The 23,869-nt window shown below is 73.5% G+C and carries 20 protein-coding genes and 2 pseudogenes; 12 read left to right on the top strand and 10 right to left on the bottom strand.

Translation table 11 applies throughout. The annotated features are described in order from the left end of the window. The first annotated feature begins 85 nt into the window (after positions 1 to 85). The gene (locus J2S42_RS33870) at positions 86 to 1,183 is read left to right on the top strand and encodes a sensor histidine kinase (protein ID WP_307245828.1); all 1,098 of its coding nucleotides are present in this window, start codon (positions 86 to 88) and stop codon (positions 1,181 to 1,183) included. Next, complete coding sequence (locus J2S42_RS33865; protein WP_307245827.1) at positions 1,180 to 1,845, top strand: response regulator transcription factor; 666 nt, start codon at positions 1,180 to 1,182, stop codon at positions 1,843 to 1,845. Before J2S42_RS33870 ends, J2S42_RS33865 begins: the two co-directional genes overlap by 4 nt. On the opposite strand, the gene J2S42_RS33860 is transcribed toward J2S42_RS33865, so the two are convergent. Together J2S42_RS33860 and J2S42_RS33855 are read right to left on the bottom strand one after the other, a co-directional pair. After that, positions 1,800 to 2,951 (bottom strand): FAD-dependent monooxygenase, encoded by a 1,152-nt coding sequence (locus J2S42_RS33860; protein WP_307245825.1) that lies wholly within the window; start codon positions 2,949 to 2,951, stop codon positions 1,800 to 1,802. The two genes, J2S42_RS33865 and J2S42_RS33860, sit on opposite strands and share 46 nt — an antisense overlap. Beyond that, complete coding sequence (locus tag J2S42_RS33855) at positions 2,948 to 4,138, bottom strand: MFS transporter (protein ID WP_307245823.1); 1,191 nt, start codon at positions 4,136 to 4,138, stop codon at positions 2,948 to 2,950. Before J2S42_RS33855 ends, J2S42_RS33860 begins: the two co-directional genes overlap by 4 nt. 282 nt (positions 4,139 to 4,420) lie before the next feature. On the opposite strand from J2S42_RS33855, the gene J2S42_RS33850 reads away from it, so the two are divergent. Further along, positions 4,421 to 5,611 carry a cytochrome P450 gene (locus J2S42_RS33850; RefSeq protein ID WP_307245821.1) on the top strand — a complete coding sequence of 397 codons (1,191 nt, stop codon included), beginning with the start codon at positions 4,421 to 4,423 and terminating at the stop codon, positions 5,609 to 5,611. A 45-nt stretch (positions 5,612 to 5,656) separates the two neighbouring features. Here J2S42_RS33850 and bla read toward each other — a convergent pair whose 3' ends face one another. Continuing rightward, positions 5,657 to 6,502: a class A beta-lactamase gene (gene bla / locus J2S42_RS33845; protein WP_370879316.1), complete on the bottom strand. Its 846-nt coding sequence runs from the start codon at positions 6,500 to 6,502 to the stop codon at positions 5,657 to 5,659. Positions 6,503 to 6,615: 113 nt separating this feature from the next. On the opposite strand from bla, the pseudogene J2S42_RS33840 reads away from it, so the two are divergent. The 3 genes and pseudogenes from J2S42_RS33840 to J2S42_RS33830 form a co-directional block, all read left to right on the top strand. Then, positions 6,616 to 6,741 (top strand): annotated as a pseudogene (locus J2S42_RS33840) (helix-turn-helix domain-containing protein); the annotation flags it as partial. 247 nt (positions 6,742 to 6,988) lie between these two features. After that, a complete protein-coding gene (locus J2S42_RS33835; RefSeq protein ID WP_307249330.1) occupies positions 6,989 to 7,444 on the top strand; it encodes a hypothetical protein in 456 nt (151 codons plus the stop codon). An 84-nt stretch (positions 7,445 to 7,528) separates the two neighbouring features. Beyond that, positions 7,529 to 8,095: pseudogene (locus J2S42_RS33830) on the top strand (serine hydrolase); the annotation flags it as partial. 178 nt (positions 8,096 to 8,273) lie between these two features. Here the strand turns inward: J2S42_RS33830 and J2S42_RS33825 are convergent. From J2S42_RS33825 to J2S42_RS33810, 4 genes are read right to left on the bottom strand one after another with little or no spacing between them, the layout of a single operon-like run. Beyond that, positions 8,274 to 9,866, bottom strand: coding sequence for an RsmB/NOP family class I SAM-dependent RNA methyltransferase (locus J2S42_RS33825; RefSeq protein ID WP_307245819.1), 1,593 nt, complete (start codon positions 9,864 to 9,866; stop codon positions 8,274 to 8,276). Beyond that, on the bottom strand, positions 9,863 to 10,789 hold the full coding sequence (gene fmt / locus J2S42_RS33820; protein WP_307245817.1) for a methionyl-tRNA formyltransferase: 927 nt from the start codon (positions 10,787 to 10,789) through the stop codon (positions 9,863 to 9,865). The genes J2S42_RS33825 and fmt overlap by 4 nt, the downstream gene beginning before the upstream one ends. Positions 10,790 to 10,793: 4 nt before the next feature. Continuing rightward, positions 10,794 to 11,348, bottom strand: a complete 555-nt coding sequence (gene def / locus J2S42_RS33815) for a peptide deformylase (RefSeq protein WP_307245815.1) — start codon at positions 11,346 to 11,348, stop codon at positions 10,794 to 10,796. A 56-nt stretch (positions 11,349 to 11,404) separates the two neighbouring features. Beyond that, positions 11,405 to 12,583 (bottom strand): cytochrome P450, encoded by a 1,179-nt coding sequence (locus J2S42_RS33810; protein ID WP_307245813.1) that lies wholly within the window; start codon positions 12,581 to 12,583, stop codon positions 11,405 to 11,407. Between the two features lie 107 nt (positions 12,584 to 12,690). On the opposite strand from J2S42_RS33810, the gene J2S42_RS33805 reads away from it, so the two are divergent. The 5 genes from J2S42_RS33805 to J2S42_RS33785 all read left to right on the top strand — a co-directional run bounded on the left by J2S42_RS33805 (position 12,691) and on the right by J2S42_RS33785 (position 18,934). Next, positions 12,691 to 13,902: an esterase-like activity of phytase family protein gene (locus J2S42_RS33805; RefSeq protein ID WP_307245811.1), complete on the top strand. Its 1,212-nt coding sequence runs from the start codon at positions 12,691 to 12,693 to the stop codon at positions 13,900 to 13,902. A 150-nt stretch (positions 13,903 to 14,052) separates the two neighbouring features. Continuing rightward, entirely contained in the window at positions 14,053 to 15,276 is a 1,224-nt protein-coding gene (locus J2S42_RS33800) for an esterase-like activity of phytase family protein (protein WP_307245809.1), read from the top strand. Positions 15,277 to 15,368: 92 nt separating this feature from the next. Then, positions 15,369 to 15,836 (top strand): hypothetical protein, encoded by a 468-nt coding sequence (locus tag J2S42_RS33795; protein ID WP_307245807.1) that lies wholly within the window; start codon positions 15,369 to 15,371, stop codon positions 15,834 to 15,836. 95 nt (positions 15,837 to 15,931) lie between these two features. Continuing rightward, a complete protein-coding gene (locus J2S42_RS33790) occupies positions 15,932 to 16,660 on the top strand; it encodes a hypothetical protein (protein ID WP_307245805.1) in 729 nt (242 codons plus the stop codon). Between the two features lie 45 nt (positions 16,661 to 16,705). Beyond that, positions 16,706 to 18,934, top strand: coding sequence for a putative bifunctional diguanylate cyclase/phosphodiesterase (locus J2S42_RS33785; protein WP_307245803.1), 2,229 nt, complete (start codon positions 16,706 to 16,708; stop codon positions 18,932 to 18,934). A 29-nt stretch (positions 18,935 to 18,963) separates the two neighbouring features. On the opposite strand, the gene J2S42_RS33780 is transcribed toward J2S42_RS33785, so the two are convergent. Together J2S42_RS33780 and J2S42_RS33775 are read right to left on the bottom strand one after the other, a co-directional pair. Continuing rightward, positions 18,964 to 20,295, bottom strand: a complete 1,332-nt coding sequence (locus tag J2S42_RS33780) for a dicarboxylate/amino acid:cation symporter (RefSeq protein ID WP_307249182.1) — start codon at positions 20,293 to 20,295, stop codon at positions 18,964 to 18,966. Positions 20,296 to 20,752: 457 nt separating this feature from the next. Further along, positions 20,753 to 21,445 (bottom strand): hypothetical protein, encoded by a 693-nt coding sequence (locus J2S42_RS33775; RefSeq protein ID WP_307245801.1) that lies wholly within the window; start codon positions 21,443 to 21,445, stop codon positions 20,753 to 20,755. A gap of 107 nt (positions 21,446 to 21,552) precedes the next feature. Here J2S42_RS33775 and J2S42_RS33770 point away from each other — a divergent pair, with 107 nt between their 5' ends. Then, the gene (locus tag J2S42_RS33770; protein ID WP_307245799.1) at positions 21,553 to 22,446 is read left to right on the top strand and encodes a TAXI family TRAP transporter solute-binding subunit; all 894 of its coding nucleotides are present in this window, start codon (positions 21,553 to 21,555) and stop codon (positions 22,444 to 22,446) included. Positions 22,447 to 22,467: 21 nt separating this feature from the next. On the opposite strand, the gene J2S42_RS33765 is transcribed toward J2S42_RS33770, so the two are convergent. After that, positions 22,468 to 23,862 carry a sensor histidine kinase gene (locus J2S42_RS33765; protein WP_307245797.1) on the bottom strand — a complete coding sequence of 465 codons (1,395 nt, stop codon included), beginning with the start codon at positions 23,860 to 23,862 and terminating at the stop codon, positions 22,468 to 22,470. Positions 23,863 to 23,869: the final 7 nt, after the last annotated feature.

The following is a 23,869-nucleotide window of genomic DNA, read 5'->3' as shown; positions in this document are numbered from 1 at the left end:
ATTCGCGGCCACCGGCGTGGGTGTGCGCGGGTCGGCGAGGTTCGCGCGTCGATCCGGCATCCACCGCACCCGATAGGCTGGTCCGGTGGCGAAGGCGGCGGTCGTTACGGTGGCGTTCGCGCTCTGCCTGCTCGGCGGCTCCATCCAGGCGGACGGCGCGGTCGCCGCGCCACGGCCCGGCGCGTACCTCGTCGCCGTGTTGTCCTGCACCGCCCTGACGCTGCGGCATCGGGCGCCGCTGGCGGCGCTGGCCGGCACCACCGTCACCGGCGCGCTGGCGCAGCCCCTCGGGATGTTGTCGACCCCGCTGATCGTGGCACCGGCCCTGGTCGCCACCTACGTGTACGCGCTGGTGACGGTCACCGAGCGGCGAGTCGTGGCCGTGCTCTCGCTCGCCTCGGCGGTGCTGCTGGTGACGGCCGCGCCGGTGTCCGGGAGCCTGTCCTGGCGGGATGCGACGAGGATGGTGCTGATGGCGGTGCTACCGCCGGTGGCCGGCGTGCTCGGCCGCTCGGTGCGGCACCGGCGTGCCTATCTGGCGGCTCTGGAGGAGCGGGCGCTGCGGGCCGTCGCCGAGGAGCGGATCCGCATCGCGCGGGAGCTGCACGACCTGGTCGCCCACCAGATCACCCTGGCCAACGCGCAGGCCACGGTCGCCGAGCATCTGTTCGACGTGCGCCCGGAGCAGACCCGCGTCAGCCTGCGGCAGCTGGTCGAGACGACCGGGCATGCGCTGGACGCGCTGCGGGCCACGGTGGGCCTGCTGCGGCAGTCCGGCGACGACGCGGTGGCCGGGGAGCCGGCGCCGGGGCTGGGCCGGCTACCGGAGCTGCTCGACGCGTTCCGTAGCGCGGGGCTGGAGGTGTCGGTGCACTCCTCGGGGCCGGCCCAGGCGCTGGCACCGGATGTGGACCTGGCCGCGTACCGGATCGTGCAGGAGGCGCTGACCAACGTGACCAAACACGCCGCCACCGGAGCCGCCCGGGTCGGCCTGGCGTGGACGCCGGACCTGCTGACCGTGACCGTCACCGATGACGGAACCGGTGCCGGCCCCGCACCCGGGTACGGGCTGATCGGGATGCGGGAACGCGCCACCGCGGCCGGCGGGCGCTTCGCCGCCGGCCCCCGTCCGGAGGGCGGCTTCCTGGTCACCGCCGAGTTGCCGCTGCAGGGGCCGGCGTGACCGTCCGGGTGCTGCTCGCCGACGACCAGGCCCTGCTCCGGGACGCGTTCCGGCTGCTGCTCGACAGCGCGGACGACATCACCGTCGTCGGCGAGGCCGCCAACGGCGAGCAGGCCGTACGGCTCACCCGGGAGCTGCGCCCGGACGTGGTGATCATGGACATCCGGATGCCCGGCGTGGACGGGCTCACCGCCACCGCCCGCATCAGCGAGGATCCGCGGCTGCGCGCCAGCCGGGTGCTGATCCTCACCACGTACGAGACCGACGAGCACGTGGCCCGGGCTCTGCGGGCGGGCGCGAGCGGGTTCCTCGGCAAGGGCGTCGGCGCGAAGGAGCTGCTGGACGCGGTCCGCACGATCGCCGCCGGGGACAGCTTGCTCTCCCCCGCCGCCACCCGCTCCCTGATCTCCCGTTTCCTGGCCGGTCCGGGCCAGGCCGCCGTCCACGACTCGCTCACCCCGCGCGAGCGCGAGATGGTCGCGCTGGTCGCGACCGGTCTGTCCAATCAGGAGATAGCGGAACGGATGGTGGTCAGCCCGTTCACCGTCCGGGCCCACGTGCAGCGCGCGATGACGAAGCTGCACGCCCGCGACCGCGCGCAGCTCGTCGTCATCGCCTACCGCACCGGGCTGGCCTCCGGCGGCAGCACCAGCGCCGAGTAGGCCGGCTGCGCCGCCGTGGCCGGCATGGCGTCCAGCCCGCGCAGCGTCCGGTTGCGCTGTTCCAGCGCGTCCCGGGTGACCGGGAAGAGCGCGGCGCCGTTGTCGGCCAGCGCCTGGTTGACCGCCACGTATCCGCGCATCTCGCGCTCGTACGCGGCGAAGGCCTCGACGTGGTCCGGGTGAGTGGCCAGCGAGTGTGCGAGCAGGTAGGCCCCGGACAGCGCGAGGCTGGAGCCCTGGCCGGTGAGGAACGACGGCGTGTACGCGGCGTCCCCGACGAGCGCGACGCGCCCCCGCGACCACCCCGGCATGCGGATCTGCCCGACCGTGTCGAAGAACATGTCGTCCGCGCCCCGCATCGCCTCCACCATGCGCGGGATCTCCCACCCCGCGTCCGCGAACGTCTCCGCGACCAGTTCCCGCTGCGCGGCCGGGTCCCGCAGCACCTCGACCGGCGGCTGCGGCCGGTGGAAGGTGAAGAAGGCGTGCAGCTCGTCCCGCGTGGCGTAGAGCGCGGCGGCCCGGCCCGGGCCGTTCCACATCAGGATCTCCCGGGACAGCCCCCAGGTGTTCGGCGTGGTGAAGATCGCGAAGCAGTAGCCGAGGTAACGATGGAACCGGTCCTCGGGCCCGAACACCGCCTCCCGGGTACGGGAGTGTGTCCCGTCCGCGCCGATCACCAGGTCGAACGAGCGTTGCCGCCCGCTACGGAACGTCACGTCCCCGGGTTCGCCCAGCGTGTCGATCGAGTCGCCGAACAGGAATTCCACGTCGTCCCGGACCAGCGCGTACAGGCTCTCGGCGAGATCGCCGCGGCGCACCTCGACATCCTCGCCGTGCGCCGCCGGCCGGACCGAGGCGATCCGGCCGCCGTCGTCGCCGAAGAACGTCAGGCGGCGCACGTCCACGTGCGCCTCGCGCAGACGTGGCAGGATCCCCATCCGCCGGGCCACCTCCAGCGCGGAGCCGCGGATGTCGATCGGGTAGCCGCCACCGCGCAGCGCGCCCGCCTTCTCGACCACGGTCACCTCGAACCCGGACCGGGCGAGCCAGTACGCCACCGCAGGCCCGGCGATGCTGGCTCCCGAGATCAGTACCCTTGTCATTGCTGAACCTCCCTGTTGGTGGTGCGAACGGAGAAGAGCGCCAGCGCGGCAACCGCACCGGCGACCGCGAAACCGGTGACGAACGCGGGCTCCCCGGTCCCGGAGCCGAGGATCACGCCGGCGACCTGGGCGCCGACGGCGATGCCGGCCACCCGGGTGACCACCAGCAGGCTGGTGGCGGCGCCGGTGTGGTCGGCATCGACGGTGGACACGGTGCCGGCCAGCAGCGCCGTGGTGCCGGCGCCGGCCGCGACCGCGGTAACCGCCTTGGCCAGCGCCAGCTGCCAGGCGGCGTCGTGCATCAGCACCAGGCCGGCCATCGCGGCCACGGTGAACACGGCGCCGGTGACGACCACGGCACGCGGGCCGAACCGCCGGGCCGCGACCCCGCCGACCGAGTCGGCCAGCACGCCGGCGATCGCGCCGGGCAGCAGGAGCAAGCCGATCTGGGTGGTGCCGAGGCCGAGGCCGTACCCGTCACCGGACGCCGCGAACAGCTGCGGGACCAGGAAGGTGACCATGCCGAAGCTCGCGGTGACGACGAAGGTGAGCAGGTAGGCACCGGCCGGCAGCACCGTACGTGACCTCCTGGCCCGCTCCGCCCGGACCGGTGGATCGTCCGGCATCAGCCGGAGGACGGCCAGCGTGGCCCCCATGATCACCAACGTCGGCAGCGCGAACATCCACTGCCAGGACAGCCCTTCGGCGATCGGCCCGGCGACCGCGGTCCCCACGATGCCGCCACCGGTGAACAACGCGACGACCACACCTATCACCGCCTGCGACCGCCCGGCCGGCAGGTGCCTGCGGACCAGGATGAAGGAGAGCGGCAACGCTCCGATCATCACGCCCTGCAGCAGCTGGCCGAGCAGGAGCATCGGCAGATTCGGTGCGGTGGCGGCGAGCAGCCCGCCGGCCGAGACCATGGCCATCAGCCCGGCCAGCACCCGCCGCCCGCCGTAGCGGTCGCCGAGCCGCCCGGCCACCGGCGCGGCGATCGCGCCGGTGATCAGCAGCGAATTGGCGACCAGCGCGCCCGCGGAAGGGCTGACGCCCAGTTCCCGTTGCAGCAGCGGGAGCGCGGGCTCCACCACCGATTGCAGGGTGCCGAGAGCGAGCGCCAGCACGCCCAGGGCCCCGATGGACAGCCGCCCGATCCGGGCGGGAGCGACACGTGTTGTGGACACCCCTCGACCCTGCCGCGCCGGCACGCCTGCGACATCGTGCTCGGCAACCATCCGATGTAGTGCATCTGCACCAGGGCATGCGCGACGAACTCCGGCGAGCCCGTCAACCGGGTCGACGACCGGGATCGAGGCGTCACTCGCTGCCGTCCGGCACGACACAGTGACCGGCGCGGCCCGCGGGCGCGCGATTCTAGATCCGTCCTCTTCGGAGGGACAGGATTGATCTCGGTCAGCGCGTCGAGAAGGATCTTTCCCGGACCGCGACACAGCCTTGGGGGCGCAATGACCGACGTCTTCACCGATCCGGACCGATACGCCGACATGACGGCCTGGCACCGCGAGGTCGCGGAGCTGCGCGCCCGGGCGCCGATCCACCGGGTGACCGCGGACGGGTTCGACCCGTTCTGGGCGGTCGTCGGGCACGCCGAGGTGCTGGAGATCGAGCGCCGGCCGGAGCTCTTCCCGAACGCGGCGCAGCCATGGGTGATGAACCGGGCCGACCTGGACGCGCAGCGGGCGGCCGGACCGGCGCCGCGCACGCTGATCCACATGAACGGCGACGAGCACGCCGCCTACCGCCGGCTCGGCAACGACTGGTTCCGGCCGGCCAGCCTCGCCGCGCTGCAGGTGCGCCTGGACGAACTGGCCGGACAGGCGATCGACCGCATGTCCGCGCTGGACGGCCGCTGCGACTTCGCGTCCGACGTCGCGCAGCCGTACCCGCTGAAGGTGATCCTGGAACTGATGGGCCTGCCCGAGGAGGAGTATCCGCGGGTCGTCGCGCTGACCCAGGACTTCTTCGCCCGGGACGGCGACGCCGCGGTGCTGGCGAACCTGTTCGGCTACATGCTCGCGCTGACCGCGGCCCGGCGGGAGAACCCGTCCGGTGACCTGGCCAGCGCGGTCTCGAACGGCACGATCGGCGGTGCGCCGATCGGTGACGTGGAGGCGGTCAGCTACCACATGATGGTGGCGACGTCCGGCTACGAGTCCACCGCGAAGGCGCTCACCGGTGGCATGTGGGCGCTGGCCACCAACCCGGAACAGCTCGCCCGGCTGCGGCGCAACCCGGACCTGATCGACGGCGCGGTCGACGAGATGGTCCGCTACTCCTCGCCGGTACGGCACATGATGCGCACCGCGGCGGCGGACACCCGGGTCGGCGACGTGGACATCGCGGCCGGCGACTGGCTGCTGCTGTCGTTCACCGGCGCGAACCGCGACCCGAAGAAGTTCCCCGACCCGGACGCGTTCGACGTCGCCCGCCCGAACGCGGCGAACCATCTGGCGTTCGGCTTCGGCCCGCACCACTGCATGGGCGCGGCGCTGGCCCGGATGGAGATGCGCACGTTCTTCCGCCGCCTGCTGCCCCGGCTGGAGTGGGTCACGCTGGACGGCGAGCCCGCGCTGACCGACACCACGTTCATCGGCGGCCTGCGCACGCTGCCGATCCGCTACCGGCTGGCGGACTGAGCGGCCCGGCCCGCGCGGTGCGGGCCGGACACTCCCCCACCCGGATCAGTAGCCGAAACGGTCCACGACCGCGGCGGCCGCGTCCGCCAGCAGCGCGTTGTCGTACGCCGCGTCCGCCGTGTCCCTCGTGGACAGCACCGCGAGCACGATCGGTGCGCCGGACGGCGGCCAGAGGACCGCGATGTCGTTGCGCGTGCCGTACCCGCCGGATCCGGTCTTGTCGCCGACCACCCAGCCGGCCGGGACGCCCGCGCGGATCGTCTCCGCGCCGGTGGTGTTCGCGCGCAGCCACGCGGTGAGTTGCTCGCGGTCGCCGCGGCACAGTTCGCCGCCGAGCGCGTAGGCGCGCAGGCCGGTGGCGAGCGCGCGCGGCGTGCTGGTGTCCCGCCGGTCACCCGGGATCGCGGTGTTCAGCTCGGTCTCGATCCGGTCGGCCGAGGTGACGCGGTCGCCGATCGCACGCAGCGCCCGTTCCAGGCCGTCCGGACCGCCCAGCTCGCGGAAGAGCAGGTTGCCCGCCGTGTTGTCGCTGACCGTGATCGCGGCCTCGGCGATCGCGGCGAGCGTCATGCCCTCGTCCACGTGCAGTTCCGTGACCGGCGAGTAGTCGACCAGGTCCGCGGCCGTGTACCGGATTACGCGCCGCAGCTCCGCGTCCGTGGTCCGGTCCAGCACCGCGGCCGCGGCCAGCGCCTTGAACGTGGACGCGTACGCGAACCGCTCGTCCGGCCGGAACGTGACCGTCCGCCCGGTGCCGGTGTCCACCGCGTAGACGCCGAGCCGCGCGTCGTACCGCTGCTCCAGCCGCTGGTATACGCCGGTCGCGGACGCCGGTGCCGGGGTCAGCGCGAGCACTGCCACCGCCGCCGTCACGATCTTCACAAGCTTCACGAGCACACCCCTGGAGTGGGTACGAAACGGACAGCTCGACCCTGACAGAACGACTTCATGCTGTCCAAGACGGAACCAGGGTGTCTCATGCCGATCTGGCATAGTTGCCGGTCATGGACCTTGTCGCGGCCAGTCGCGCGTTCGTGGCCGTGGCCCGGCACGGCAGCTTCACGGTCGGCGCGGCCGCGCTGCACGTCCCGCAGTCGGTCGCGTCGCGGCGCGTCTCCGCGCTGGAGGAGCACCTCGGCGGTGCGCTGCTGGACCGGTCGTCGCGCACGGTCACGCTCACCCCGTTCGGCGCCGGGCTGCTGCCGGCCGCGCAGCGCCTGGTCCGGCTCGCCGACACGCTGGAGCACGACGCGGAGCGCGCCCGCAGCCGCCCGTTCCGGCTGGCCGTGCCCGCGATCTGCCCGCCGGCCGCGCTGGCCCGGCTGGTCGCGGCGGCCCGCGCGCGACCTGCACCTGGACCTGTCCACGAACGGGCCGGTGGACGGCGCCGCGCTGATCGCCGTACCGCCGGATGCCGGGGTACGGGTCGTGCCCCTCGGCCTGGCCTCGGTCGCCGCACCGGTCACGCACGTGGAGAACCTCAGACCCACCAAGGCCGACCCCGCGGGTACGGGACGGAGGCTCTGGATCCAGCCGGAGGACGACGTCCCGCACGTACGCGACCGGGTGATCCGGACCGGTGCCGCGACCGGCCTGCGCCCGGCGCAGATCGTGCCGGCCGGTTCGCTGGTGGAGGCGGCCGCGGAGGTGCTGACCGGCGCGGACCTGCTGCTCTGCTCCGCCGCGCAGGCCACGGACCTGGGCCTGTGCTGGGCGCCCGCGGCCGACCTCGACGTGGCGCGCGGCTACGACGTGACGGCCGGCCCGCGCGCGGAGCTGACGCTGCTCCGCACGCTCCTGCACGTGCCGGTGGGGCGTTGCCTGGGGACGTGATCAGCGGTGCGGTGCCGCGACCCGCGGTGTGGCACGATGCCTCGTCGTGCGCCGAATCGTCCCGCTGCGACGCGGAACCCCGCCGTGAGCACCGCCCGGGTGTTCCGCCAGGCGCGCGCGGTGCTGGACGACGCCGGGCTGCGCGGCGGCTTCCTGGTCCGTGACCTGCGCACCGGCGAGGAGCTCGGCATCGACCCGGACGCGGTGTTCCCGGCCGCGTCGCTGGTCAAGGTGCCGCTCGCGGTCGCGGTGCTGGAGGCGGCCGCGCGCGGCGAACTGGACCTGGCGACGCCGGTGACGGTGCCGCCGGACCGGGTCGAGGCGCCCGGCCCGCCGGGCCTGACGAGGTTCCGGCACCCGGCCACGATCGCGGTCGAGGACCTGCTCTACCGGGCCGTGGCGATCAGCGACGGCGCCGCCGCGGACGCGCTCTTCGCGCTGGTCCCGCCGCCCCGGGTGGCGGCCGAGCTACGCCGGCTGGGGCTGGGCGGGATCGCGGTCCGGCACCGCGTCCGCGACCTGTCCGAGACACCGGCGGAGCGGCTGGCACCGCCGCTGGCACACGCGCTGGCGATCGGCGCCGCCACGGCCGGCCACGGCCACCCGATCCCGCAGCTGGACGTGAGCCGGACGAACGCCGGTTCCGCGCGCCCATGGTTCACCACCGCTCCGCGTCACCACCAGGTCCTCGGCATCGCTCTCGATGGAGTCGAGCACGTCAGCGAGATTGGCGCGCAGGTCGGATTCGCCGATCGCTTTCATGAGCCCCCTGCCGTTGTACGTCCATAAGTACAACGGCAGGGGAGCCTCGGCCACCCAGGATCAGGTTTTACGCCGTACGGCGGAGTATGGCGAGGAACATCGCGTCGGTGCCGTGGCGGTGCGGCCAGAGCTGGACGGTGGGGCCGCTGCCGAGACCGGGCATGCCGGTGGGCAGCAGCGGGCGGGCGTCGACGAAGTCGACCGGGAGTTTGGACCGGCGGGCCGCCTCGGTGACCGTCACCTGCGTCTCCACCACGTGCGGGGAGCAGGTCACGTAGGCGACGACGCCGCCCGGCCGGACCGCCTTCAGCGCCGCGACCAGCAGCTCGCGCTGGAGGCTGGTGAGCGGCGGCAGGTCGGTGGGCTTGCGGCGCCAGCGGGACTCGGGACGGCGGCGCAGCGAGCCGAGGCCGGTGCACGGCGCGTCGACCAGCACCCGGTCGAACGAGCCGGCCGGCAGCTCACCGGTGCCGGCGGTGCGGCCGTCCGCGACGATCGTGGTGACCGGCAGACCGCGGGTGGCGTTCGCGACCAGGCGGGCGCGGTGCTCCGCGACCTCGACCGCGGTGACGCGGGCGCCCCGCTCGGCCGCGAGCGCGCCGAGCAGACCGGCCTTGCCGCCCGGTCCGGCGCACAGGTCCAGCCAGCTGGCGTCCGTACCCTCGATCGGGGCCTGGGAAAGGGCGGTGGCGACGAGCTGGGAGCCCTCGTCCTGGACGTGGACGCGGCCCTGGGCCAGCGCGGACAGGTCGCCGGGGGCGCCGCCGGGCAGGTAGACCGCGTACGGCGAGAACGCGCCGGGCGCACCGCCGAGTTCGTCCGCGAGCGTGACCGCGTCCGCGCGACCGGGGCGGGCGCACAGGTGGACCGGCGGGCGCTCGTTGTCCTCGGCGAGCGCGCGGGCGGTCTCGGCCATGTCGCCGCCGAGCGACTCGGCGAACGCACGCACGATCCACGGCGGGTGTGCGTGCGTGACCGACAGGTTCCCGATCGGGTCCTCGTCGCGGGACGGCGCGACCTCGGCGATCCACTCGTCCCAGTTCTTCGTGGTGATCTGGCGCAGCACCGCGTTGGCGAAGCCGGCCGCGCCGGGCGCGACCGAGCGGACCAGGTCGACCGTGGTGGCGACCGCGGCGTGCGCCGGCACCCGGGTATGCAGCAGCTGGTAGGCGCCGAGGCGCATCGCGTCCCGGGCCGGCGGGTCGATCCGCTCGACGTCGCGGCCCGCGGCCGCCTTGATGATCAGGTCGAGCGTGCCGACCAGGCGCAGCGTGCCGTAGGTCAGCTCGGTCGCGAACGCGGCGTCCCGGCCGAACAGCCGCATGTCCGCCAGGATCTGCGGCAGCACCAGGTTCGCGTACGCGTCGTCGCGGTGCACGGCCGCGATCGCCTCGTAGGCGGCCTGCCGGGCCGGGTCGGACGGCGGACGGCCGCCGCGTGGAGCCCGGCCGCCGCCGTGCGAGTCGCGGTCCCGGCCCCGGCCGTCACCGGGGCCGTCGGAGCGCCGCGGCCGGCCGGCGTTGTGCGGCCGGTCCGCCTGGTGCCCGGAGCCGGACTCGGTCGCGCCGGCGTCGGCACGCCGCCGCACATATGAAGATCCGAAACCGCCGGTACGCGGCTGCGAACCGGAATTGCCGGACCTGGGGTCAGGGCTGCTCATGCGAAGGACTCCCCCGTCTCGACCCGGACGCCGCGCGCCCAGTCGGTGGCCGGCATCGGCTTCTTGCCGGCCGCGCGCACCTCACCCAGCGCGACCGGCGTGGTCGCGGTCCCGGCCAGCACCCGCTTGCGCTCGACCAGCAGATCGCCCGGTTCCAGCGGCGGCCCGTCCGGCACCGGCGTCACCGGCCCGAGCTTCACCCGCTCCTCGCGGAACGTGGTCCACGCGCCCGGCGCGGGCGTGCACGCCCGGACCCGCCGGTCCACCGCGAACGCCGGGTCGGTCCACCGGACCTGTGCGTCCTCCACGGTGATCTTGGGGGCGAGCGACACGCCGCCGGCCGGCTGCGGCTCGGCGCGCGCGGTGCCGGCCTCGATCGCGTCCAGCACCGCGACCAGCAGCCCGGCACCGGACTCGGCGAGCCGGTCCAGCAGGTCACCGGAGGTGTCGGCCGGGCGGATCTCGTCGGTCAGCGTGCCGAAGACCGGCCCGGTGTCCAGGCCGGCCTCCAGCTGGAACACGCTGGCGCCGGTCACCTCGTCGCCGTGCAGCACCGCGTGCTGCACCGGCGCAGCGCCGCGCCACGCGGGCAGCAGCGAGAAGTGCAGGTTGATCCAGCCGTGCTTCGGGATCTCCAGCGCGACCGGCGGGACCAGCGCGCCGTACGCCACGACCGGCACGCAGTCGGGTGCCAGCGCCTTGAGCCGCTCCAGGAACTCCGGCTCCCGCGGCCTGGCCGGGGTCAGCACCTCGATGCCGTGCTCGTCGGCCCAGGCCGCGGCGGGCGAGCGGACCAGGCGGCGGCCCCGGCCGGAGGGCGCGTCCGGCCGGGTGACCACGGCCAGGATCTCGTGCTCCGAGCGGTGCAGGGCCTCGAGCGCCGGCAGCGTGACGGCGGGCGTGCCCGCGAAGACGATGCGCATCCGGTTACCGCCCCAGCCCGAACGGGTTCGCGTGCGGGCTGACCTTCACGGTCGGCGGCCTGTCCCGGTCGTACCAGTCGGCCTGGCGGATCTCCCGCATCGCGGCCTTGCGCGCCTCCGCGTCCAGCTTGTCCAGGAAGAGCACGCCGTCCAGGTGGTCGGTCTCGTGCTGCACGCAGCGCGCCATCAGGCCGGTGCCGACGATCTGCAGCGGGTCGCCGTACTCGTTGAAGCCCTTGGCCACCACGTTGAGCCGCCGCTTGGTGTCGTAGTAGAGCCCCGGGATGGACAGGCAGCCCTCGGGGCCGTCCTGCTCCTCCTCATCCGGGAACTCCAGCACCGGGTTGACCAGGTGGCCGACCACGTCGTCGACGTCGAACGCGAAGACCCGCAGGCCCACGCCCAGCTGCGGCGCGGCCAGCCCGGCGCCGCCCGCCTCCTGCATCGTCTCGGTCAGGTCCGCGACGAGCTTGCGCAGCTCTTTGTCGAAGTCGACGACGGCCTCGGCCGGTGAGCGCAGCACCGGATCCCCGAAGAGTCGGATGGGCTGGACGGTCACGCTGCGCACTCCTTGCTCACTGCAAAACCACGGGTTGGACAGTCCAGTCTACGGAGTCACCCGATCGTGACCGGCAGCGCGGAGTAGCCCCGCAGCACCAGCCGGTCCCGGCGGACCTCCGGCCCGTCCTGCGCGAGCGCGGGCAGCATGGTGACCAGCATCGGCAGCGCGACCTGCGCCTCCAGCCGGGCCAGCGGTGCGCCGAGGCAGTAGTGCGCGCCGCCGCCGAACGAGACCGGCTGCACGTTCTCCCGGTCCGGGTCGAAACGGTGTGGGTCGCCGTACCGTGCCGGGTCGCGGTTCGCGGCGCCGAGCAGCATGTTGAGCGACTCGCCGGCGGCGATCCGCACGCCGCCGAACTCGACCGGCTCGGCCGCGAGCCGGCTCGTCATCTGCACCGGTGAGTCGTACCGCAGGATCTCCTCGACGTAGGCGGGCGCGAGGCCCGGGTCGGCGCGCAGCCGGGCCGCGTGCTCCGGGCGGTCCAGCAGCATCTTGATACCGGTGCCGAGCAGGTTGGTGGTGGTCTCGAAGCCGGCGATCAGCAGCAGGATCAGGTTGGCCAGCAGCTCCTCCGCGGTGAGGTCGCCGTTCGCGACGAGCGCGCTGGTCAGGTCCTCCTGCGGAGCGCGCCGGCGCTCCGCGATCAGGCCGACGAAGTAGTCCTCCACCTCGCGCCCGGCCACGTCCGCGAGCTGCATCTCGCGCTCCGTGCTGATCGGCTCCAGCACCACGGTGAGGTCCGCGACCCGCTGCCGGAACCAGGGCCGGTCCGCGGCCGGCACGCCGAGCAGCGCGCAGATCACCGAGATCGGCAGCGGGTACGCGAACGCGCCGATGAAATCGGTCCGGGCCGGCATCGCCGTGATCAGCTCCTCGGACAGCGCCGCGATGACGTCGCGCATCGCGGCGACCCGCCGGGCGGTGAACGTGGCGGCGGCCGCGCGGCGCACCCGGGAGTGGTCCGGTGGGTTCGTCTGCAACATGGACAGCACGAACGACGCGACGCCGCGGTTCTGCCGCCAGTCCGGCCAGAACCGGTCGTAGTCGGCCGCGTCCAGGATCCGCATCGCCGGGTGGCGCAGCACCTGATTGGTCACCGTGTGTGAGGTCACCCACCAGCGCCCATCGGCCATGAAAACGGGCGCGTGCGCGCGCAGCACGTCGTAAGCCGGGTACGGATCGTTACGTCCCTCGGGCAGGAACAGTGACGCCAATGCGCTCTGGTAATCCATGAGCCCCCGAACCTCCTCATTAGACCAGCGACCTCGACCTATCATGCCTGGTGAAGGCCACCACAATGACGCGCGCCATATACCTTCGACCCTTACTCTGAGCGACCATGAACTTGATCAACATTTACCGGTACGCAGTTCAGGGGATCATCGGCGCCGGTGCGGCCGCCATGGCTCTCGCGTTCGCCGGTACGCCCGCCCAGGCGGACGAGACATATGTGACCACGCCCACACTCACCGGCTGGGCCGCACTCCCGCCGGAGACCTATGTGGCCGGCAGCCGGGCGTCCGGCCGCGCGCTCGGCGGCACGCCGGTGCACGGGATACCCGTACCGTTCCCGCATCAACCGGTGCAGGGCTTCTCCGGCGGGCTGCACAACAAGGACGGTACCTACGACGTGCTGTCCGACAACGGGTACGGCACGACCGCGAACAGCGCCGACTTCCTGCTGCGCGTCCACCGGATCGCACCGGACGCCGGCACCGGCACGATCGACGTGGTCGGCGGCTTCTACCTGACCGACCCGGACGGGCACGTGCCGTGGGAGCTGACCCGCGCGGACCGGGCGCTGACCGGCGCCGACTTCGACCCGGAGTCGATCGCGCGCGACTCCGCCGGCGGCTACTGGATCGGTGACGAGTTCGGTCCGTACCTGCTGCACGTCGACGCGGCCGGCCGGCTGCTCGCGCCGCCGGTCCCGATGCCCGGCGTCACCGCGCCGGAGTCCGCGGACCGCGCCGGCGTGAAGGCCAACCTGGACCCCAGCAAGGGCATCGAAGGGCTGGCCACGTCGCCGGACGGCCGCTTCCTCTACCCGCTGCTGGAGGGCCCGGTCGCCGGTGACGGCGCACGCGACCTGCGGTTCAGTGAGTTCGACACGCGCACCGGCGGGTACACCGGCAAGCGCTGGACGTACCGGCTGGACCGCCCCGGCACCGTGGTCAGCGACGTGGTCACGCTGGACACGGACCGGTTCCTGGTGATCGAGCACGACGGTTTCCTGGGCGAGCACGCGGAGACCAAGCGGGTCTACGTCGCGGACCGCCGCGACCGCAACCGCGACGGCGCGATGGACAAGACCGTGGTCACCAACCTGCTGAACCTCGCGAACCCGGAGCAGATCGCCGGATTCCGCACCACGTTCACGTTCCCCCTGCAGCCGGAGGGCCTGATCGTCCTGGACGACCTGACCATCGCGGTGCTGAACGACAACAACTTCCCCGGCTCGGCCGGCCGCTACCACGGCGTGGCCGACTACAGCGAGTTCATCACGATCCGCCTGCCGAAGTCTCTGGAGGCGGACCCGCGCGTCCGGTAGCGCGGGGTACCGGGCGCCGCCTCGCCCCCGAGGAGTGACCGCGCACTGCGCCTCCCGGGCCGGCCGGAATGCGAGGCGACCGGTGGGTGCCCGGTGGCGGTCACCGGGAAGTCGGCCGTCATTCACCGGCGGCGCCTACGTTGAGCCACCATGGGAAAGATCACGATCAACGGGTACGCCGTGCGCGCGGTCGCCGGGGCCGGCGTACTCGCCCTGACGCTGGCTCTCGCGGGGGCGCCGACCCAGGCGCACGGTGACCGGGTGAAGGCGCCGACGCTCACCGGATGGGCGTCGCTGCCGGCGCTGACGTTCGTGCCGGGCAGCGAGCCGTCCGGTGCGGCGCTCGGCACCGCGCCGGTCAACGGCATCGCGGCGCCCTGGGCGGACCAGCCGGTGCAGGGCTTCTCCGGTGTGCTGCGCAACGCGGACGGCACCTTCGACGTGCTGTCCGACAACGGCTTCGGCACCCAGGCGAACAGCGCCGACTTCCTGCTGCGCATCCAGCGGATCGCGCCGGTCTTCGGCACGCACCGGGTGGACGTGCTGGGCGGCATCAACCTGACCGACCCGGACCGGCACGTCGCCTGGGACCTGGCCCGGGACGACCGGGTGCTGACCGGCGCGGACTTCGACGTGGAGTCGATCACGCGGGACGCGGACGGCGGCTACTGGATCGGCGAGGAGTTCGGGCCGTATCTGCTGCACGTCGACCGTACCGGCAAGCTGCTCTCCGCCCCGGTCCCGCTGCCCGGCGTGGTCGCGCCGGAGACCGCGGCACGCACCGGCGCCACGGCGAACCTCGGCTCCAGCAAGGGCTTCGAAGGGCTGGCCAAGTCGCCCGACGGGCGGTACCTCTACTCGCTGCTGGAGGGCACGGTCACCGGTGACCCGGCGGCCACGCTGCGCTTCAACGAGTTCGACGTCCGCGCCGGCGCGTACACCGGGAAGCGTCTCACCTACCGGCTGGACGCCGCGAACCTGGCCATCGGCGACGCGATCTCGGTCGACGCGAACCGCTTCCTGGTGATCGAGCGCGACGGCGGCCAGGGTGCCACCGCGGTGGTCAAGAAGATCTACCTGGCCGACAAGCGGGACCGCGACCGCGACGGCGTGATGGACAAGACGCTGCTGGTGGACCTGATGAACGTGGCGAACCCGAAGCGGATCGCCGGTTTCGGCACCACGTTCACGTTCCCGTTCCAGACGATCGAGGACGTGATCATCCTGGACGACCAGACGATCGGCGTGCTGAACGACAACAACTTCCCGGGCTCGGCCGGCCGCGCCGCGGGCGTCGCCGACAACAACGAGTTCATCACCGTCCGCCTGCCGCGCGCGCTGGACGCGGACAAGCGCGTCCTCGCGCAGCGCTGACGCTTCACCTCCGAGGGGTAGGCCCCGGCGGCACCGATGTGCCGCCGGGGCCTCGGTCTTCCCACCCGCTGGACTCCGGCATGATTCGGCGCGTGACGGTCTACGGGCGGAAGTGGAACTTCCGGCGGCACGAGCCGGTCTATCCGATCTCCGCCTCGGCGGCCGCCGCCCGGGACGCGCGCGGCGACCACTACGCGGTAGCGCTGCCCGGCCCGGACCGGCCGGCCGCGGTCCTCGAGATCGCCTGGCGGCAGGACCACGCCGGTGTCTGGTTCCTCGACGACCGGGGGCGGCAGACGCTGCTGTACGAGTTCCGGCGGATCGGCGACCGGCTGTTCCTGCACTCCGTGACCGAGTGGGACTACGGCGGCAACGACAGCGCCGTCCGCGTCTGCGAGCGGCGCTTCCGCGAGGACGGCCAGGTACGCCGGATCGTCACGGACGACGACGCGCCGGAGCACGTCACCGAGGACCGGTGGGAGGCGGACGTCGCCGCGCACTGGGAGCCGGTCCCGCGGTTCGGTGAATGGGCCTCCCTGGCCCGCCGGGACCGCGGCTGATCGTCCCTCCGGGTGGACTTCCCGGGTTCTCCCCTCGTCCCGCTGGTCACGGTGCCAGTCTGGCCCGGCACAGTCCACGCGAGCGGGGGTCGACCATGGATCGCAGGAGTCTTCTGACCGGGGTGGCCGCGGCCGGCCTGGTGATCGGGCTGCCCGGCCCGGCATCGGCCGCACCGGCCCGGCCGGTGCTGGAGTACGGGTACGACGGCGGCTTCGTACCGGCCGGCTGGAACGCGCTGCGGGCCCCGGCGCTGGTCGTCTACCGGGACGGCACCGCGATCGCGGACGCCGCTCACCGATGGCGGCTGCGCGACACGGACCGGCTGGTCCGCCAGGCCGTCGCGGTCGTCCGCGATCCGGCGAACGGCACGGCCACGCTCGGCCCGGACGACCCGCAGATCGCGGACGCCCCGGACACCTACTTCCGGGCCGGCGGCCGCCGGCTCAGCGCCTACGCGCTGGAGACCTACCGTCAGTACGGCGCGTACCCGGCCGCGACGTACGCGCTCTACGACGCGCTGGAGAAGGCCGCCACCCGGGTACGGATGCACGGCGAGCGCTACCGCCCGCACGCGATCAAGCTGGTCGCGGTCCCGCTGGACACCGCCGAGGGCGAGATCCGCCCGTGGCCGCGGCACGTCACCCCACCGGCGTTCGACGGCAAGGACCAATGGCAGTCCGTCACCCACCTGCGCGGTCCCGCCGCCCGCGCCGCGATCCGCGCCCTCCCGCACGCCGACCCCGCCGACTGGCACCTCTACCGCCTCCCCACCGGCCGCCTCGTCACCGCCTCCTGGCGCCGCCTCCTCCCCCACGAACACTGAGCGCGCGCCGCTCAGAACGAGGGCTGGGACGCCGATGAAGGGGGCGTGGGGACGGAGCGGGGCTGGCTGTGGTGGCCGGTGTGCGGGATGCTCGCCTGTCTGGTCTACGTCGGGCTGCCGGACGGGCGGGTCTCGGCCGTGTTGTCCGCGGTGGTCGGGTTCGCGTCGCTGGTGCTGCTGGTCGCGGGCGTGCGGCGGAAGGCGGCGGCGCACCGGGGGCCGTGGTGGATCTTCGCGGCCGGGCTGGTCGCCTGGGTGGCCGGCGACGAGATCTATGCCTACCAGGCCATCGTCGGCGGTGCCCACCCGTACCCGTCGTGGGCGGACGCGGCGTACCTCGGTGCGTACCCACTGTTCGTGGTGGCGATCTTCCGGTTGACGCGGGAGCGGCGGCTGCGCGAGCTGGCCGCCGTGATCGACACGGCGATGATCGCGACCGGGCTCGGGCTGGTCTACTGGCTGTTCGTGATCGGGCCGATCGTCCGGGACGACACGATGCCGGCGCTCGTCCGGGCGGTGACCGCGGCGTACCCGACCGCGGGTGTGCTGTTGTTCGCAGTGGTCGGCCCGCTGCTGATCCGGCCGGGGCGGCGCAGCCCGAGCGTGTGGCTGCTGACGCTGGGCAGCACGGCCGCGCTGGCCGGCAATCTCGGCTACACGCTGCTGCCGGGCGTCGATCCGCTGCTGGACCGCGCGGTCTTCGGCGCGTTCCTGTTCTCCTACTGCTGTTTCGCGGGCGCGGCGCTGCACCCGTCCGGTGACGACCCGGTCGTGCGCCGGCCGCCGCCGCACGACGGCTGGCAGCGGATCGCGATGCTGACCGCGTCCACGCTGCTGGTCCCGGCCGTGCTGTTCGCGGAGGCGCAGCGCGGCACCGAACACGTCGACATCGAGGCGATCGGCGTCGGCGCGGTCATCCTGTTCGCGCTGATGCTGGCCCGGCTGTCCGGTTTCTTCGCGACCGTGCAGCGGCAGTCCGACCAGCTGGAGCAGCTGGCCATGGCGGACGAGCTGACCGGGCTGGCGAACCGGCGGCTGTTCGAGCAGGACCTCGCGGTGGCGCTGCGCGACGGCCTGGTGCAGGTCGCGGTGCTCGACCTGAACGGGTTCAAGGAGATCAACGACACGTTCGGGCACGCCACCGGCGACCAGCTGCTGACCGTGGTGGCGCAGCGGCTGCGCGAGGCGGTCCGGGACGACGACGTGGTGGCGCGGATGGGCGGCGACGAGTTCGCGGTGCTGGTCCGTGAGGTGTCACCGGCCGCGATGTCCGCGATCGCGGAGCGGATCAGCGCGTCGCTGCGCTGCCCGGCCGGCGCGAACGGCCAGCAGCTGCTGGTCAGCGCGAGCGTGGGCACGGCCGGCAACGAGACCGGCGAAGAGATCGACACGGATGAGATGCTGCGCCGCGCGGACGCGGCCATGTACGCGGCCAAGCGCGCCGGCGGCGGCCGGCACCTGCGCTACACCGCGGACCTGGACGCGCAGGCCACGGTGCGGGCCCGGGCCGGTGCGGAGCTGCGGGCCGCGCTCGAGGCGGGCCAGTTCCACCTGGTCTACCAGCCGATCGTGGAGCTGCCGGCGGGCCGGATCGTGTCGGTGGAGGCGCTGGTCCGGTGGACGCACCCGGAGCGCGGGTTCGTCAGCCCGGCCGAGTTCGTGCCGATCGCGGAGGACACCGGCCTGATCGTCGAGCTGGGCGAGTGGATCCTGCGCCAGGCGTGCGCACAGGCGGTGACCTGGTTCGCCGAGTACGGCGCCGCCGCGCCGCAGCGGATCAGCGTGAACGTCTCCGCCCGCCAGCTGGCCGAACCCGGGTTCGCCGGACTGGTCGCCGCGGTGCTGGCCGAGACGGGGTTGCGGCCGGAACAGCTGGTGGTGGAGCTGACCGAGACCGCGGTCTTCGACGGCGGCCAGGCGCTGCGCACGGTCGAGGCGCTGCACCGCCGCGGCGTACGGATCGCGCTGGACGACTTCGGCACCGGCCACTCGTCGCTGACGCTGCTGCAGACCGTACCGGTGGACGTGCTGAAGGTGGACAAGTCGTTCGTCGACAAGGTCACCATGGCCGGCCGGCACGCCGTGATCGCCACCGCGCTGATCCAGGTCAGCGACGGCCTCGGGCTGCAGGCGGTGGCCGAGGGCGTGGAGACGCCGGAGCAGGCGGACGAGCTGTACCGGCTCGGCTACCGGCTGGCGCAGGGCTACCACTTCGGCAAGCCGGTGCGGCAGCCGGACTTCGTACCGGACGCGGTGTACTCCGCCCGGCCGTGACGGGAACGGCCGGGCGGAGCACGCGCTGATCAGCCGACGACGGCCGCGCGCGGGGCCGGCGTCACGTCGCCGGACGGTATCGCGGTGGCGTGCGCGTACTGCTCCTCGTCGAGCAGGCCCTCGCGCTTGGCCACGATCGTCGGCACCAGCGCCTGGCCGGCCACGTTCACCGCGGTGCGGCCCATGTCCAGGATCGGGTCGATCGCCAGCAGCAGGCCGACGCCGGCCAGCGGCAGGCCGAGCGTGGACAGCGTCAGCGTGAGCATCACGGTCGCGCCGGTGGTACCCGCGGTGGCGGCCGAGCCGAGCACCGAGACCAGCACGATCAGCAGGTAGTCCGGGATGCTGAGCGAGATGCCGAAGAACTGTGCCACGAAGATCGCGGCCAGCGCCGGGTAGATCGCGGCGCACCCGTCCATCTTGGTGGTGGCGCCGAGCGGGACCGCGAAGCTGGCGTACGAGCGCGGCACGCCCAGCCGCTCGGTGACCTGCTCGGTGACCGGCAGCGTGCCGAGCGAACTGCGCGAGACGAACGCCAGCTGGAGCGCCGGGTAGGTGGTGGCGAACCAGCGTCGCACCGACAGCCCGTGCGCCTTCAGCAGCACCGGGTAGACGACGAAGATCACCAGCGCCAGGCCCAGGTAGATCGCGCCGGTGAACACGCCGAGCGAGCCGATCGCGTCCCAGCCGTAGCCGGCGACCGCGTTGCCGAGCAGACCGATGGTGCCGATCGGGGCGAGCCGGATGACCCACCACAGCACGGTCTGCACCACGGACAGCGCGGACTGGTTGAACGCCAGGAACGGCTCGGCCTTCTCGCCGGTCTTCAGTGCCGCGATGCCGATCGCGATCGCGATCACCACGAGCTGCAGCACGTTGAACGACAGGCTGGTGGTGGCGCCGGACTCGCGGACCGTGGTGCTCGCGGACAGACCGAGGATGTTGCTCGGGATCAGGCCGGTCAGGAACGCCCACCAGTCACCGACCCGGCTCGGCTCCTTGGCCAGCTCCTCGCCGACCGAGGTGTGGTTGCCGGGCTGCAGGATCACGCCGAGGCCGATGCCGATCACGACGGAGATCAGCGCGGTGATCGCGAACCAGAGCAGCGTCTGACCGGCCAGCCGGGCCGCGCCGGTCACGCCGCGCAAATTGGCGATGCTGGCGATGATCGCGGTGACCACCAGCGGCACCACCAGCACGCGCAGCAGCGTGACGAACGAGCTGCCGACGGTGTCCAGCGTGCTGGTCAGCCAGTTCGGGCTGCCGTCCGCGACCGGGCCCAGCTGCCGGGCGACGAGTCCGAGGACCACGCCGAGCACCAGACCGGCCAGTATCTGCACAGAGAAAGGGATTTTTCGGATACGTGCGAACACGGGGAAGCTCCAGGGAAAAAGGGGTGTCCGTCCGGGGGGAAGGGCTCAGCGAGCCGGACAGAGAGTGCTGGAGACTCGCATGTGGTCGACGTGGCGACGGCGCGTCAGCGACTGGTGCACGACGCCTCCCCACGGATGTTCCACTCGCCCGACGATCGGGCCAGCGGGACTCTAACGCCGAATCGTGACGCATAGCCAGTGAAAAGTGGCTCGATGTGACGTGTAACTCTATCCAGCAAGTAGGAATAAGATCCGAAGGGCCTTTGTCCGCCCGCATCCGGCGTGGTCACCTTCCGCACGCTCCCGCGGGCACCGGTCGGCCGCGGGCGGCCTCCCTGTCCGTCCCGTGGTGGTCACGAAAAACCCTGCCGTGCTCGCCGCTCCGCACAAAAGGCGTGCCGGGCCCCCGTGGCACGGGGGCCGGCACGCCGGGAGGAGCACGCGGTCAGGCGGCCGCCAGCCGGGGTGTGGGGCGGCCGTGCCGCGGGTTCAGGGCATGCCGGCGGGCCGGGCGGCCGGTGCCGGGGAGTTCGTAATTGACCAGCGAGGACGTGGACTGCTCGGGCACCGCGATCACGAAGCAGCCGGACCGCTTGCTCACGCTGCTCGGCACGCCGGCCAGGCGGGCCGCGCGGACCAGCACCGCGACCATGTCCGGCTCCGCGATGCCGATGCGCAGCTGGCTGTGCCGCGGGCGGAGCCGGCCGACCAGCACGCCGGCGTTCCAGGCCGCGCGGGCCAGCACGACCCGGTGCGCGGCCTGCGGCGACGTGGAGCCGAGCGGGTCGGTGGCCAGCAGCCGCTGCCGGCCGCGCTGCCAGGAGGTGACCATCATCCGGTCCGCCGCGACGCGGTCCGGCTCCGCGATCGTCACCTGCTGTACCGCGTACCGGCGCACGCCGCCGCCGTCGCGCTCCGCGCTGCGCGCCTGGTAGCCGAGCGTCGCGAGCAGCATGGTCAGCCGCTCGGCCGCCTCCTCGCTGTCGAACTCGGCCGCGGCGTCGCCCTGTGGCGCGGCCATCCGGTGCACGTCGGCGAGCCGCGGCCGGCGCGTCTCGGCCGGCCGGACCGGGCGCGCGGCGCGGATCAGGCAGGCCGCCTCGAAAGCCGTCACGAAGGTGCTGGTGAGGAAACTCATGGTGGTCCTCCTCCTTCCGTTCGTAACACCGTGTCGGAGGTCGGCCGTTCATAGCGCGTTCACGACCGGGATTTGTGCCAAACTTGTGCGAACTCATGAACGCTCCCGTGAATGCGCTCCCCCGCCGCGCCCTGCTCGCCGGCCTGGGCGGGCTCGCCCTGCTCCGCGGCACCGCCGCCTGCTCCAGCCGCGCACCGGAGGCACACCGGATCCGGGTCGCGACCGGCGCCGACGACATCGGCCGTGAGCTGGCCTCGCTGATCGACCGGCAGCTGCCCGGCGTCCAGGTGTCCGTGGTGACCACCACCGCGTCGGCCGCCGCGGTCGCGCTGGTCGAGCGCGGCGAGACCGAGATCGGTTTCGCGCAGACCGGTGTGCTGTCGCCGGAGTCGTCGGTGACCGCGCTGGCCCGCGTCTACGAGGACCTGCTGCACCTGGTCGTGCACGCGGACAGTCCGATCACGACGGTGGCGGACCTGCGCGGCCGGCGGGTGTCGGTCGGCGCGCCCGGCTCCGGCACCGCGGTCGCGGCCGGCCGGCTGCTGACCGCGGCGCGATTGCCGGCCGACGCCTTCGTCCGGCGCGAACTCGGCCTGGACGACGCCGCGGGCGCGCTGTCCCGCGGCGAGCTGGACGCGTTCTTCTTCGCCGGTGGCCTGCCGGTCGCCGGGCTGCGGCGGCTCAGCGACACGCTGCGGATCCGGCTGCTGGACCTGTCCGGCTGGGCCGGCACGCTGGGCAGCACGGTGTGGAACGTGCCCGGTTCCGCCTACCGCACGCCGCCGGCCGCCACGATCGCCGACCCGACGCTGCTGGTCGCGTCCGCCGCGATGCCGGACGACCTGGCGTACGAGGTGACTCGCCTGCTGCTGGCGCACCGCGACGAGCTGGCCGCCACGTACCCCGCGATCGAAGCTCTTGATCTGCGCTCGGCGATCGCGACGATGCCGCTGCCGCTGCACCCCGGGGCGGCCCGCTACTACCGCTCGGTCAAGCCCTGAGCGCGGCCCGTGCGGGGCCGGTCACGGCAGCGCCGCCGGGACCGGTGTGCCGGGGCGCCACCAGAGGCGGGCCTCCAGGCCGCGCGGGCCGGCCGGGGCGAGCGTGAGGCGGCCGCCGGACGCGTCGACCAGCACCGCGACGATCGGCAGACCGAGGCCGGCACCGTCGACGTTCTGCGCGTCCGGTGCGCGCCAGAACCGCTCGGTGGCCTGGCGGCACTGCTCGGCGGTCATGCCCGGTCCGGTGTCGCGCACGGTCACCTCGACGCCGCCGTCCCGGGAGGCCACGGTCACCTCTACCGTGCCGCCGGGCGGCGTGAACTTCAGCGCGTTGTCGATCAGCGCGTCCAGCGACTGGTCCAGCGCGGTCGCGACCTGCTCGACGTAGTGCGGCTCGTCCGGCACGGCGACCCGGAGCGTGACCTCCCGGTGCGCGGTGAGCGGCTGCCAGGCCAGCTCGCGGCGGCGGACCGCGTCGACCGCGTCGACCGTCTCGGTGCGGTGGCCGCCCCGCTCGGCACGGGCCAGCGCCAGCAGGCCGTCCAGCATCTGGGCGAACCGGTCGGTCTCCTCCAGCGCGAACCGGTGGTCCTCCCGGGCGTCGTCGTCGGTCAGCGCCATGCCCAGGCTCTCCACCCGCAGCCGGAGCACGGTCAGCGGGTTGCGCAGCTGATGGCTGGCGTGCGCGACGAACGACCGCTGGCGTTCCAGCGAGTCCGCGACCGCGTCCGCCATCTCGTTGAAGCTGGCGGAGAGCCGGCGCAGCTCCGGCGGGCCGACGCCGGGGTGCACCCGGGCGCCGCCGTGCCCGGCCGCGATCTGATGGGTGACCTCGTCCAGCCGGGTCACCGGGTGCAGCACCCAGCCGGCCAGCCGGAGCGCGGCCAGCACGCAGACCGCGACCGCGGCCGCGCCGAGCAGGCCGAGCTGCGCCCAGGCGAGCAGGATCGCGCCGCGGTTGCCGTCGGTCGGCGAGACCGTGACGATCGCGCCGAGCACCGCGCCGCCGTCGTCCACCGGCACGGCCACCACCAGCGGGCGGGACTCCCACGGCCAGAGCGTGCCGGGCGTGCCGACCACCCGGCCGGCCAGGGCGCCCCGGACCGCCGCGGCCGCGTGGTCCGCGGTGAGCGGGTCGCCGCCGAACCCGATCCAGGGCCGCCGGTCCAGGTCGACGAAGGTGGCGCCGATGCCGTACAGCTCGTGGTAGCGGCCCAGCTCGTCGAGGAGCGAGGCGAACTCGCCGCTGCGCACCGCGGGCACCGCGAGCGAGGCCAGCCGGGTGGTGTCGGCGATCCGGTCGGAGAGCACCCGCTCGGTCTCCCGCCCGGTCAGCGACACGGCCAGCGGGATCTCCAGCGCCAGCAGGACCAGGCAGAGCAGCAGCACGTAGGTGGTCACCAGTCGCCTGCGCACCGCACCT

Origin of the sequence: Catenuloplanes indicus, from assembly GCF_030813715.1 — a bacterium.
In the GTDB taxonomy this organism is placed as follows: Bacteria; Actinomycetota; Actinomycetes; order Mycobacteriales; family Micromonosporaceae; genus Catenuloplanes; species Catenuloplanes indicus.
The sequence above is the reverse complement of the archived record's forward strand: the minus strand, read 5'-3'. Positions and strand labels throughout refer to the sequence as shown.

What these genes read in the sequence shown, in the direction of transcription:
- J2S42_RS33850 (WP_307245821.1), top strand. Translation starts at nt 4,421, where the DNA reads ATGACCGACGTCTTCACCGATCCGGACCGATACGCCGACATGACGGCC.
- J2S42_RS33810 (WP_307245813.1), bottom strand. Translation starts at nt 12,583, where the DNA reads ATGGATTACCAGAGCGCATTGGCGTCACTGTTCCTGCCCGAGGGACGT.
- J2S42_RS33825 (WP_307245819.1), bottom strand. Translation starts at nt 9,866, where the DNA reads ATGAGCAGCCCTGACCCCAGGTCCGGCAATTCCGGTTCGCAGCCGCGT.
- J2S42_RS33860 (WP_307245825.1), bottom strand. Translation starts at nt 2,951, where the DNA reads ATGACAAGGGTACTGATCTCGGGAGCCAGCATCGCCGGGCCTGCGGTG.
- J2S42_RS33790 (WP_307245805.1), top strand. Translation starts at nt 15,932, where the DNA reads ATGGATCGCAGGAGTCTTCTGACCGGGGTGGCCGCGGCCGGCCTGGTG.
- J2S42_RS33800 (WP_307245809.1), top strand. Translation starts at nt 14,053, where the DNA reads ATGGGAAAGATCACGATCAACGGGTACGCCGTGCGCGCGGTCGCCGGG.
- J2S42_RS33775 (WP_307245801.1), bottom strand. Translation starts at nt 21,445, where the DNA reads ATGAGTTTCCTCACCAGCACCTTCGTGACGGCTTTCGAGGCGGCCTGC.
- J2S42_RS33805 (WP_307245811.1), top strand. Translation starts at nt 12,691, where the DNA reads ATGAACTTGATCAACATTTACCGGTACGCAGTTCAGGGGATCATCGGC.
- fmt (WP_307245817.1), bottom strand. Translation starts at nt 10,789, where the DNA reads ATGCGCATCGTCTTCGCGGGCACGCCCGCCGTCACGCTGCCGGCGCTC.